This is a genomic window from Roseomonas sp. TS2 (assembly GCF_058833935.1).
Genome location: NZ_JCACVY010000150.1, coordinates 1 through 11,040 on the forward strand (window position 1 = coordinate 1; position 11,040 = coordinate 11,040).

The following is an 11,040-nucleotide window of genomic DNA, read 5'->3' on the forward strand; positions in this document are numbered from 1 at the left end:
CCGCATGGAACCCACCGCCCTCGTCAGCCGCGCCAAGCAGCAGCTCGAGGCGCTGATCGGCCTGTCCACCGACACGATCAGCCGCTTCGACCGGAATGCGGAGGGCTGGCTGCTGAACATCGACATGCTGGAGCACAGCGCCATCCCCCGCACCCACGACCTGATCGCGCGCTACGAGGTGGTGCTGGACGAGGCGGGCACGCTGCTGCGCTGGCGCCGGACCGCCCGCACCCAGCGCGGCCAGCTTCTCGAAGAAAGCTGAGCGCGGGCCGCACCCTTCACCCTCAGGAGACAGAATGTCCCTGCAGCACTCCGTCGGCGGCAGCAGCCTGGCCGACATCCTGGAGCGGATCCTCGACAAGGGCATTGTCGTGGCCGGCGACATCTCCATCAGCCTTGTCGGCGTGGAGCTGCTGACGGTGCGCGTCCGCCTCGTCGTCGCCTCGGTCGATCGTGCGCTGGAGATGGGCATCCGCTGGTGGGAGGGCGAGCCCGCCTACCAGGGCAATGGCCGCGCCCTGGCGCAGGAGACCGAGCGGCTGCGCGCCGAGAACCTGCAGCTCAGCGAGAGGCTGCAACGGCTGGAACAGAGCCTGGCCGCGCCGCGCGGCTGATCCCTCACCCTGTCAGGAGGTCGCCAGAATGGCACCGCACCGCATCCTGTCGCCGCACGCCACGCCCGGCCTCTCCCGCCGGCTGAGCGAGCGCGCCCGCGCCCACCAAGGTCTCGGCCACCCCCCCTCGCCCACCGGCGCCGCAGCGGTGGAAGGCATGCGCGCCGCGCTGCGCGACCTGCTGGGCCGGGCGATGGCCGATGGCAGCCAGCCCGGCCCCGCCATGGAGGCTGGCTGCACGGCCTATGCACCGGGCGAGGCCCCGCCCCGACAGCCCCGCAGCGAGATCCGGAGCGAGGCGGGCGGCTGGCGCATCCTGGCCGAGCTTCCCGGCACGGCGCCCGAGGCGGTGGCCCTGGCGATCCGCGATGGGGTGCTGCTGATCCATGCCAGCGGCCCCTTCCGCTACGAGGCGCGCCTCGCCCTGCCCGCGGGCGCCGACCCGCACAGCCTGCGCTGGCACTGCACCCATGGCTTGCTGGAAGGGCGCCTCGCCCCCCGCGGCCGGGAGGACGAGGCATGAGCAGCCTCTACATCTACGGCCTCGCCCGGGCCGAGGAGCGGCCGGAGGCCGCGTCGCTGGGTGCCGGCCTGTCCGGCGCGGCGCTGGAGTGGGTGGCGGAGGGCGGGCTGGCCGCGCTGGTCAGCGAATCCCCAGCCGAGCCCATCACCCCCACGCGCCGCAGCATGCTGACCCACACGGCGGTGCTGGAGCGGGCGCAGCAGCAGCGCGCCATGCTGCCGGTGCGCTTCGGCACCGTGGCGCCGGACGCGGCGACGCTGCGGCAATGCCTGAACGGCAATGCCGCCACCCTGAGCGCCGCGCTCTCCAGCATCGCCGGACGGGTGGAGCTGGGCGTCAAGGCGAACTGGCGGGAGGATGTGGCCTTCGCCCAGCTGCTGGAGGAGGATGCAGGGCTGCGCCGCCTGCGCGACCGGCTGCGCAGCCGCCCCGCCGCCGAGACCTATGCCGAGCGGATCGAGCTGGGCCGCAAGGTGGAAGCAGCCCTGGCCGCCCGCCGCCAGGCTGACAGCGCCGCCATCCTGGCCCGGCTGGCGCCGCTGGCCGAGCGCGAGACGGCGCTGAAGCAGCTCGACGAGACGATGATCCTCAACCACGCCTTCCTGGTGCCGCGCAGCCACGAAGCGGAATTTGATGCCGCCATGTCGGCCCTGGCGGCGGAGCACGCGGCGCGCATCGACTTCCGCTATGTCGGGCCGGTGCCACCCTACAACTTCGTCACGCTGCATGCCGACCTCTTCGGCCGGGCGTGACGGCGATGCTGTTCCGTCTGCTTGCCGCGCCGGTTGCCGGACCCCTGGGCGGGATCGCCTGGGTGGCGCGGCAGATCGCCCAGATGGTCGAGGAGCAGAATTTCGACCCCAAGCGGATCGAGGCGGCGCTGCTCGCGCTGGAGCGCCGGCTGGAGGCGGGCGAGATCGACGAGGCCGCCTTCGAGGCCGCCGAGGCGGAGCTGCTGGAGGAACTGCACCTCATCCGCGCAAGGCAACAGGCCAAGGCCGGCGCCGCATGAACCCGGGTCAGGAGGCTCTACGATGAAAGGTCTGGTACGGCTGCTCGGGATCGGCACCCCCGAAGGCGCAGCAGCGATCCGCCTGGCACTCGGCCGGGTCGGCGGCCAGGGGCTGGTGCAGCACGAGGCGGCAGGCTTCGTCGCTTTCGCTCAGCAGGAGCCGGCGGGCCCACGCCGGGGCCTGGGCGAGGCCGCCCGCCTGCAGGGGCTTCTGGTGGTGCAGAAGCGGCTGGAGGCGGCCTGCCGCGTGGCGCCCTTCCTGCCCGCCAACCCGGCCGCCGCCCTCTGCCCCGCCGCCGAACTACCCGAGCTGCTGGAGGCCGCCGCGGAAGGGCTGGGCGCGGCGCTGGAGCGGGACGGCGCCACGCATCAGTGGCAGGTGACGCTGCGCTGGCCGGTGGAGCACTGGCTGGCCTCGCACCGCCCCCGGCTGATGGCCGCGCAGGCCAGTGGTGAATTGCGCGACAGCACCGCGCTGGCCGCCGCCATCGCCCAGGCCATGGTGGACGAGGCCGCGCAGCGCGCAGCGCGCCTGGAGGCGGCCCTGGCCCCCGCCGTGCTGCGCCTGGCCCGCCTGCCCGCCGGCGCCGAGACGGAGCTGAGCTTCGTGCTGCTGGTGCCCCGCGCGCGGGAGGAGATCATCGAGCAGGCCTTACAGGCCCTGCCGGCCGATCTCTCCGCCGGCGGCAGCGCCGAGTTGCGCGGGCCGATGCCGCCCGTGAACTTCGCCGCCTGGCAGGTGGCGGAGGCAGAGGAGCCGGCCCTGCGCGCCGCCTGGGCGCTGCTCGGTCTACCGGAACGGGTGGATGCCGAGGTGCTGCGCCTGCGCTGGCGCGACCGCGCCGCCAACCTGCACCCCGACCGCACCCTTGCCCCGGGCGATGGCGGCGCCATGGCGGAGATGCGCGGCGCCTACCGGCTGCTGGCGCCCTTGCTGGACGCCGGGAAGGACACCGACCTGACCGCCCTGCTGCCCCGCGCCCGCCGCCGGCTGGTGCCCTGCGGCGAGGTGGCCGCATGAGCGCCGAGGCCTGGTACGCCTATGCCGTGACGGCGGCCGGCCATGCCGCGCCGGCAGTGCCGCCCATTCTGCCCGGCGCGGCGCTGGCCACGCTGCCGGCGGGCGAGGTGGCGGTGCTGGCCAGCCCCGTGCCGCGCGCGCTGTTCGACCGCGAGGCGCCCGGCAACCGCACCGCCGAGCCCGCCTGGATCGCCGAGCGGGCACAGGCGCATCACGGCGTGGTGGCCGCCGCCGCACCCTGCCTGCCCTTCGCCTTCGGCGCGCTGTTCAGCGGCCTCGCCCCGCTGCTGGACTGGGCGGAGGAGCGGCGGTCGGTGCTGGCCGAGGCGCTGCGGCTGCTCGGCCAGCGCGCCGAATGGAGCCTGATCCTGCGCGAGGACGCGGCGCAGCACGCGGCCCATCTGCAGCGCACCGAGCCCACCCTCTCCGAGCTGGCGCGCAAGCGCGACGGCGCGGGGCCGGGCACCGCCTTCCTGCTGACGCGCCGGCTGGAGCAGCTGCTGCCGGCAGTGCGGGCAGCGCGCCTTGAGGCGCTGCGCGAGCAGATGCACGCCGTGGCCGACCAGTGCGGCCTCGCCCCCCAACCCGAGCCGCGCCCCGAGCGGCTGACCATCCTGGCCGACACGGCCGCCATCGAGACGGCGCGCCCGGCGCTGGAAACGCTGGGCGACAGCCTCTCCGGCACCGGCGTGACGCTGGAGCTGTCCGGTCCCTGGCCGGCCTACAGCTTTGCGCGCAAGGCGCTGGAGCATCCGGCATGAGCCATTCCGCCACGCTGGAGAGACCCCCTGCCCTGCCCCAGCAGCAGAGCCTGGTCGAAGTGCTGGACCGGCTGCTGGAGACGGGGGTGGTGCTGGATGGCCAGTTGGTCCTCTCGGTAGCCGGGGTGGATTTGGTGCAGATCAGCCTGCGGGCCCTGCTCTCCTCGGTGGAGGCTGCCTCGCGCATGGTGATGGGGCCGCCCACGCCATGAGCCTCTCCACCCCGGAAACCTCCTCCACGAGCGTCCCGCCGATCCGCCTGGAACTGGACCCCGCACGGCTGGAGCAGGATCTCGGCCGGCTTGTGCTGACCCTGGTGGAGTTTCTCCGCCGCCTCATGGAGGCGCAGGCCCTGCACCGGCTCGAGGCCGGCAGCCTGAGCGAGGACGAAGCCGAGCGGCTGGGCCTGACGCTCTCGGCAGCACGCGCGGCGGTGCAGGTGCTCTGCCAGCGTCTTGGCCTGCGGGCGGAAGAGCTGAACCTCGATCTCGGGCCGCTCGGGCGGCTGCTGTGACGACCCGCGGCCGCCATGGCCGCAGCAACCCCGGCAGGAGGCCGGCATGACATCCGCAGAAGCGATCTCCTCTCCCGAAGACCCTGGCATGGCGGAGCTGGTCGGCCTGCTGGGCTGGCCATGGAAGCTGGCCCTGCTGCTTCTGGTCACCGCCCCTGCCCTCTGGTTCCTTCCCGCCAGCGGGTTGCTGGCCATCGACAGCGGCCCCTGGGCCGGTCCGGCGGCGATGGCCTGTGCCGGGCTGGCGGCGCTGCTCTCTCTGGGCGCCAGCCTCTGGACGCTGCACGGCCTGCTGACCGCCCCCGCCGCCCCGGCGGAGAGCGGCGATGCCCAGGCGGTGATCGACAGCCTGCGGCAGATGCTGGAGGAGCAGCGGCGGCAGATGGCCGAGGCCACCGCCGCCGTGGGCCGCGCCGTCACCACCGGCGCGCAACTCTCGGGCCTGGCACGGGCGGTGGAGAAGCAGCTGAAGGACACGCTGGAGCAGCCCGCCGCCCTCTCGGCCGAGGGCGGGCAGTCGCTGCTGGCCTCGCTACGGCAGACGGTCTCCTGGGTGGATGCCGAACTGGGCGCGGCGACCGCACGGCTGGCCACCATGGCCGAGCGCGCCGAGAGCGCCCAGGGCACCGCCTCCGTTCCTGCCTTTCCCGGCGCCGGCGGTGAGCTGCCCGCCCGGCTGGAGAGTGTGGTCAAGCGGCTGGAGAGCGCGGTGCCGGCCGCCGCACTCTCGCGCATCGAGCATTGCGCCGCGCAGCTGGAAGGCGCCGGCGCCACGCTTGCCGCCCTGCCCGCCGCCGCGGCGCAAATGGGCCAGGGCGTGGACCGCATCCAGCAGGCCGCACAGGCGCTGGAGAGCATGGAGGATGCGCTGGGTGCCCTGCCCGTGCTGGCAACGCGGCTGGGCCAGAGTGCGGGCGAGATGGGTGCCGCCGCGCGCCGCATCGGTCAGACGCAGGAGGCGGCGCGGGCGCTGACGGAAGTGGCCGCCACCTTCTCCGGCAACGTGGAACGGCTGGAGGGCCTGACGCGGACTCTGGCCCCGCTGGCCGAGGTGCCGCATGCCGGAGCGGAACTCTCGGCCGGGGCGGCGCGCCTCAACCACATGGCAGACCGCCTGGAAGCGGCCGGCGCCGCGCTGGACCGCCTGCCCGAGACCGCCGAGCATCTGGCCGCCACCAGCAAGGCCATGGCTGAGCGCGCGGGCAGCACGCAATTGCAGGCCGCGCGCCTGGCACGTCTGGCCGAGCGTGGCGAGGCAGCGCTTTCCGAGGCCGCCCGCCGACTGGCGCAGAGCGAGGCGCCGGAGGCGGGAACGGCGGAACGGCTGCATGAGATCGTGCAGCGGCTGGCCGTGCATGTGGAGCGGGTGGCGCACAACGAGGCTTCGCTGGGCGATGCCGCGCGCTACCTCACCGAGACGACCGACCGCTTCAGCGCCGGCACCGCGTCGATCGAGATGCAGGCCGTACGGCTGCAGGCGATGATCAGCATCGCTGGCAACCGCGAGACGCATACGGCCGAGATGGAGCCGCTGCGGGCCACTCTCGCGGCGCTGGAGCAGCACATGGCGGCAGCCTCCCGCCTGGGCGACACGCTGGACGGGACACGGCAGCAGTTGGAGGCTGTGCTGGCAGCAGCCAGCACCTTGCTGACGGCGCGGTTCACCGCGGCGCCCGCGGCCTCCACCGCCGGCCGCCTGCTGGAAGCCGTGCAGGACAGCGCCTTGCCACCCACCATCCGCATCACCCTGGAGCGGCTGGGCAGCGTCGAGAGCAGCAGCGCCGATCTGCTGGAGGAGGCGGAGAAGCTGGCGCGGCAGGCCATGGCCGGCACGGCGGCGCTGCCGCCCGCCCTGGTGGTCCGCGCGCCGGAGCTGCTCTCGGCCGTGGAGGAAAGCATCCGCCGGCTCAACTCGGCGGCCACGGCCCTTGCCCTGGCGAGCGACGGGCCAGGCCAGCGGGCGGCCTGAGCGGCCTCGCACCTTCCCCGAGGGAATGGGCGCCGAGGGGGCGCCAGGACTTCTGACGTCAGAAGTCCGGCGCCGTCTCCCAGTCCGCCAGCTTGCCAAGCGGGCTGCGCGGCAGCGCCGTGCCAAATCGGAAATGCACCGGGCGGCTCGGCGCCTCGAAGGTGGCGCGGCACCAGCGGTCCAACTCGTCCGACAGGGTTCTGACGTCAGAAGTTCCGGCTGGCACGACGAAGGCCTTCAGGCGCGGCTCCGGCAGGCTGGCATCCAGCCGCACGGCGCAGGCGGCCACCGCCGGATGGGTGGCCAGCCGCTCCGCCACACGCTCGGGAAAGACGTTGATGCCGCCCACCTGCACGGCGGTGTCCTTGCGGCCGAGCAGGCGCAAACTGTCCTCGCCCGGCCATTCGGCACGGTCGGGCAGCGGCCATTCACGGCCGGTTGCCACCTCGATCACTGAGGCAGCGTCGCCGCCGGCGCCACGACGCCAGCGCGGCAGCAGGGTGAAGGGGGCGTCAGGGTTGCTGCGCGTGGCCAGGCCAGCCGTCTCGGAGCTGCCATAGATCTGCCGGACACTCTGCGCGCCCTGGGCCAGCAGGGCGCGATGCACCGCATCAGGCAGGGGCGCGGTGGAGCTGAGCACCGCTACCCCGGGCGGCAGCGCCGGCAGCTCGGCCAGCAGGCGCCGCAGACCGAGCGGATAGCCCACCAGCAGGCTGCCCGGCTCCAGCGCCAGCCGCAGCCGTCCGGGTGAGAGGGCGCGGCCATCCACCACCGGCAGGCCCAGCCGGTCCGGCAGCATGATGGTGAAGAGGAAGCCATAGATGTGGTGGGCCGGGACCATTTGCACGATCCTCTGGCGGTCCGCCAGTTCCGAGGCCCAGAAGCCGGTCTCATCCTCCAGCGCGGCCCAGGGATGGGGGCAGGGGCGTGGCTCGCCCGTGCTGCCGGAGGTGAGGAAGGTCAGGCCGGTGGTGCCCTCCTGCATCACCCGCTCCACCAGCTCGGCCCATTCGCCAAGGGTGGGCAGGGCCAGCAGCATGTCCTCCACCCCCACCTCATGCACCTGGAAGAGCCGGCTGACCGCGCTGGCGATGCCGACGCGCTCCAGGCTGTCCAGCCCCAGCCCCTCCTCACCGGTCGGCAGTTCCGGTCCCCAGGCGGCCGCCACGTCAGGCGCGATCTGGCGCCGCGACAGGCTCGCCAGCTCGGCCACCACCAGCGAGACGAGCGCCCGGAAGATGGCCGGACGTGACAGGACATGCGGCATGATCAGGGCTTCTCGCTTCTGCGGTTCCGCCGCCGCTCAGCCCCGCATGCGGCGGGCGCTGGCGATCCAGGCGTCGATGTCGATCAACTGGCTGATCTCGCCCAGCGCCTCGCGCAGATGCGCCGGCTCCGCATGGGCCAGGTCGTCGATCGTGCTGTACCCAAGCTGCTGGAGGCGCATCCGCATCCCCGGCCCCAAACCCAGCACGGGGCGCGAGAGCGTTTCCGCCTTGGCCGGGGCGGCAGGTTCAGGCGCGGGTGCCAGTGGAGGCTCCGGCTCCGGCTCCGGCGCCAGTTCCGGCGCAGGGGAGGGGAGGGGAACCGGCTCATCAGGCTGAGGCTCAGTTCGGGAGGGGAGGTGGACATCAAGCGCTGTTTCTGGCGGAGAGGCCGGGAGTCTCGTGGCCTCCATCTCGTCGAGCAGGGCCGAAAAGACGGAGGGAGACGGCTCCATCTCCATGGAGGAAGCCGGGACGGGCGAGGAAGGCGGGGCGCTGCCTGTCGACATATCCGGCACGGGCGGCTCTGGATCGGGAGGTACGGCCGCGGGAGGAAGAGCCTCCGGCAGCGGCGGGGCTTCCACCGGCTCGGCCTGGAGCGCCGCGGTGGGCTTGGGCTTGGCCGGGCCAGGCTGTGCCGGGCGCTGGCGCAGCGCCGCCCGCTCGGCGAGGCGGCGCGCCCGGAAGGCGGCCACGGTCTGGACGCCGCCGGCGCTGCGGGGGCGGGAATGACCGCTCTGGCTGTCCGTCATGCGTCAGATCCTGCAGGAGAAGGCCCGGAACCTCCTGGGAAACCCCTGGAGGGAGGCAGGCGGCCCCGGGCCGGAAGAGATCAGGCCGCGGCGACGGCAGCCGGGTCGGTGGTCAGGCCGACCGCCTCAGCATAGCGCAGATAGGTTTCGACCGAAGCGACGACGACACGGATCTCGACGGCCAGCAGCTCGATGCCTACCAGCGCGACGCGCAGGAAGGCGTCGACCACGATGCCCTTGTCGAGGATTCGGTCGATGACTTCGGCGAGGCTGCTGGAGGCCAGGCTCTTGTTGATGGTCATGGGTCATTTCCTTTCTGGAGAGGCGCGGGAGAGAGGGAAGGGGCGAGAGGCTTACGCAGCCTTCTGACTGTTCCGGCCCGCGGGCCGCGCGCCCCTCTGTCGCGGCCGGAGCGCGAAACGGCGGCGTCTCAGGCTCCGTTCAGCTCGCTGAGGAAGCTGCCCAGCAGGGCCCGGTACTGGCTCTGTGCATCAGCCACGCGGTACTTCAGGGCGGCTGCCTGCACCATCAGTTCGGCGGGCGTCATTTCGGGGTCGTCGAGATCGAAATCCGCCACCACGTCGGCGCGCGGATCGTAGCTCTCGAAGTGGCTGATCGCGTCCTCGAGCGTGTCGGCGACGAAGACATGGAACTGGTCCTTCGCGCCCTCGGCCTTGGTGAAGACCCGGATATCGGCCACGAAGCGGCCGTCATCGGTCTGGTAGAGGTTCAGCTCGTGCCAGAGCGCGGTGCCGAGCCGGTAGCCGTTATGGGCGCCGAGCTGGCGGCCGGAAAAGCTGACCGGGCGGGCCCCCGACTTGCGCAGCGTGATCATGCTGCCGCCGCCGCGCGCCATCATGCGCGGCTCCGGCATGGCCGGCACCGAGAGGGCGGAGGCCGGCGCGGGCATGCCGGCGCGGTCCTCCAGCGTATCCAGGCTGGTCACGATGTTCATTGCAGGCCTCCTGAAGCTGCCCACGGGCGGGGCTCATGGCGGGGAGCGCCGAAGAGGGCGCCCAACAGGGCGCGCCAGCGCGCGCGTTGGAAACCGGACTCCCGGCCGGCGGCGGCGAGAAACTCCTCGGCCACGGCACGCTCCGGCAGGGGCCCCGTCAGGGCCTCGACCGGCATCACCGCGACGGGGTCATGGGATTCGAAGAAGTCCCGCACGGCCTCCGGGCCATCGCACAGCGCGGCATGGCGGAAGGCGGTCAGGCCGCGTGCTTCCAGCAGGTGGCGGACGACCGCGACGAAGCGCGCATCCTCCGTCTCCAGCACCGCAATCTCCGACCAGATGTCGCACCCGCCCCCCTGGCTGCTGGCCTCCAGCAGCATGCGGGCGGGCAGGTAGAGCGGCCGCTGGCCGTTCCGGGGCAGCAGGGTCCAGCTGAACTCGCCCGGCCGCGGGGCCAGCACCGCCACCCGCTCCTCCGGAGGGGGAGGGAGCGGGACGAGCGGCGGGCAGAGCAGCGTGGCGATGCGCAGCGCGGCCATGGGAGCGGTTCCGCCGGGCTGCCGGGTCAGAGCCGCTTGATGAAGACCCAGATGCCCTGGTCGATCGAGACCGACTTCATGTGCACCCGGACCTTGGAGGGCTTCATCTTGTAGTCGAAGGCATACTCGAACATCGTGTTGACGCTGCCCTGCGCGACCGCCTGCTGAAAGCGGCCCATGAACTGGTGGCCCTTGGTGCAGGGGGCGATGTCGTTGAAGAAGTTCTTGCCCATCACCTGGTCCGCGGTGCGGCCGCTGATGGCCACCTCGCCCGCATTGTACTTGATCACCTTGCCCACACGGTCGAGCAGCACCGCGCCGAAGGGCAGGCGGTCGAGGCGGGTCGGGTCGCGCGCAACGAGGTTGTCGAGGTCGTCGGCGCCAAACTTGATCAGTTCCATCGAAGCGGTGCTCCTGCGCGGAGGGGAGGGGCGGCCGGGGTCACGGGCCTTGGGCGAGTTCGAAGAGCAGCCCGCCGGCCAGGGCGCGCCAGTCATGCTGCAAGCGTTCCGCGCGCTGCCGCAGCGCCGCGGCGCGAAGGGTCGCCTCGAAGGGGATAAGCTGCGGGTCGAAGGCATCGAACACCGCCTGCAGGTCCTGCAGAGGATCGAACTCCTCCAGCCATCGCATGGCCTGCTCCAGATCGGGGAAGGGCATGATGCGGCAGCGCTCGGGCTCAGGGCCATCATGCAGGTGTGTGCGCAGCGCCAGGACGATCTCGCCATCCTGGCGGCGCCACAGGCTGACCTCGTGCCAGTCCCGCAGGCGGGGAGCCGCGTTGCTGGCCTCGGCCAGCAGAACAGCCCGCATGCGCAGGGGCTTGCCGTTGCTGGCGCGCAGCGTCACCGACTGGCCAAATTCCGGGGGCGGCGCGGCGGCCATGCAGCCTGCCTGCCTGATGCCCGCCATTCCGCTCGTCTGGCGCACCGCCATATCCTGCTGCCCGCGCTCTGGGTCCGGGCGCAGTCATGCCGCAGTTCAGCATAAAATCGCGTAAACTCAGGCACCCCTTGGCTCGGCGCCCGATGTTCTGACGTCAGAACTCCGCCAGGAGGGGCAGCAGGGCCGGCAGCCTTACCGGTCCAGCAGCGCCTCGATCTGTCGGCGCAGCGCCG

The 11,040-nt window shown here is 72.8% G+C and carries 17 protein-coding genes; 10 read left to right on the plus strand and 7 right to left on the minus strand.

The features are described 5' to 3' along the window. From gvpO to ACZJYS_RS18710, 10 genes are all read left to right on the plus strand, one after another. The coding region (gene gvpO, locus ACZJYS_RS18665; protein ID WP_493179898.1) for a gas vesicle protein GvpO at positions 1-262 on the plus strand (262 nt) is incomplete at its 5' end. A gap of 34 nt (positions 263-296) precedes the next feature. Next, the gene (locus tag ACZJYS_RS18670; RefSeq protein ID WP_379640485.1) at positions 297-614 is read left to right on the plus strand and encodes a gas vesicle protein; all 318 of its coding nucleotides are present in this window, start codon (positions 297-299) and stop codon (positions 612-614) included. A gap of 28 nt (positions 615-642) precedes the next feature. Continuing rightward, positions 643-1,137, plus strand: coding sequence for an Hsp20/alpha crystallin family protein (locus ACZJYS_RS18675; RefSeq protein WP_493179899.1), 495 nt, complete (start codon positions 643-645; stop codon positions 1,135-1,137). After that, the gene (locus tag ACZJYS_RS18680) at positions 1,134-1,889 is read left to right on the plus strand and encodes a GvpL/GvpF family gas vesicle protein (RefSeq protein WP_493179900.1); all 756 of its coding nucleotides are present in this window, start codon (positions 1,134-1,136) and stop codon (positions 1,887-1,889) included. Before ACZJYS_RS18675 ends, ACZJYS_RS18680 begins: the two co-directional genes overlap by 4 nt. 5 nt (positions 1,890-1,894) lie before the next feature. Continuing rightward, on the plus strand, positions 1,895-2,149 hold the full coding sequence (locus tag ACZJYS_RS18685; protein ID WP_493179901.1) for a gas vesicle protein GvpG: 255 nt from the start codon (positions 1,895-1,897) through the stop codon (positions 2,147-2,149). Between the two features lie 22 nt (positions 2,150-2,171). Continuing rightward, a complete protein-coding gene (locus ACZJYS_RS18690; protein ID WP_493179902.1) occupies positions 2,172-3,170 on the plus strand; it encodes a GvpL/GvpF family gas vesicle protein in 999 nt (332 codons plus the stop codon). Continuing rightward, positions 3,167-3,931, plus strand: a complete 765-nt coding sequence (locus ACZJYS_RS18695) for a GvpL/GvpF family gas vesicle protein (protein ID WP_493179903.1) — start codon at positions 3,167-3,169, stop codon at positions 3,929-3,931. Before ACZJYS_RS18690 ends, ACZJYS_RS18695 begins: the two co-directional genes overlap by 4 nt. Next, entirely contained in the window at positions 3,928-4,143 is a 216-nt protein-coding gene (locus ACZJYS_RS18700; RefSeq protein WP_493179904.1) for a gas vesicle protein, read from the plus strand. The genes ACZJYS_RS18695 and ACZJYS_RS18700 overlap by 4 nt, the downstream gene beginning before the upstream one ends. Beyond that, a complete protein-coding gene (locus tag ACZJYS_RS18705) occupies positions 4,140-4,445 on the plus strand; it encodes a gas vesicle protein K (protein WP_493179905.1) in 306 nt (101 codons plus the stop codon). The genes ACZJYS_RS18700 and ACZJYS_RS18705 overlap by 4 nt, the downstream gene beginning before the upstream one ends. Positions 4,446-4,491: 46 nt before the next feature. After that, positions 4,492-6,414: a coiled-coil domain-containing protein gene (locus ACZJYS_RS18710; RefSeq protein ID WP_493179906.1), complete on the plus strand. Its 1,923-nt coding sequence runs from the start codon at positions 4,492-4,494 to the stop codon at positions 6,412-6,414. Positions 6,415-6,472: 58 nt separating this feature from the next. Here ACZJYS_RS18710 and ACZJYS_RS18715 read toward each other — a convergent pair whose 3' ends face one another. The 7 genes from ACZJYS_RS18715 to ACZJYS_RS18745 form a co-directional block, all read right to left on the minus strand. Beyond that, positions 6,473-7,681 (minus strand): AMP-binding protein, encoded by a 1,209-nt coding sequence (locus tag ACZJYS_RS18715; protein WP_493179907.1) that lies wholly within the window; start codon positions 7,679-7,681, stop codon positions 6,473-6,475. Positions 7,682-7,717: 36 nt separating this feature from the next. Further along, a complete protein-coding gene (locus ACZJYS_RS18720; protein WP_379650764.1) occupies positions 7,718-7,867 on the minus strand; it encodes a hypothetical protein in 150 nt (49 codons plus the stop codon). 644 nt (positions 7,868-8,511) lie between these two features. After that, entirely contained in the window at positions 8,512-8,733 is a 222-nt protein-coding gene (gene gvpA, locus ACZJYS_RS18725) for a gas vesicle structural protein GvpA (RefSeq protein ID WP_379650762.1), read from the minus strand. A 128-nt stretch (positions 8,734-8,861) separates the two neighbouring features. Continuing rightward, entirely contained in the window at positions 8,862-9,386 is a 525-nt protein-coding gene (locus tag ACZJYS_RS18730; protein WP_493179908.1) for a hypothetical protein, read from the minus strand. Next, on the minus strand, positions 9,383-9,925 hold the full coding sequence (locus ACZJYS_RS18735) for a hypothetical protein (protein WP_493179909.1): 543 nt from the start codon (positions 9,923-9,925) through the stop codon (positions 9,383-9,385). The genes ACZJYS_RS18730 and ACZJYS_RS18735 overlap by 4 nt, the downstream gene beginning before the upstream one ends. A gap of 26 nt (positions 9,926-9,951) precedes the next feature. Further along, positions 9,952-10,326 (minus strand): photoactive yellow protein, encoded by a 375-nt coding sequence (gene pyp, locus ACZJYS_RS18740; RefSeq protein WP_379640500.1) that lies wholly within the window; start codon positions 10,324-10,326, stop codon positions 9,952-9,954. 40 nt (positions 10,327-10,366) lie between these two features. After that, positions 10,367-10,807, minus strand: coding sequence for a hypothetical protein (locus ACZJYS_RS18745; RefSeq protein WP_493179910.1), 441 nt, complete (start codon positions 10,805-10,807; stop codon positions 10,367-10,369). Between the last annotated feature and the right edge of the window lie 233 nt (positions 10,808-11,040).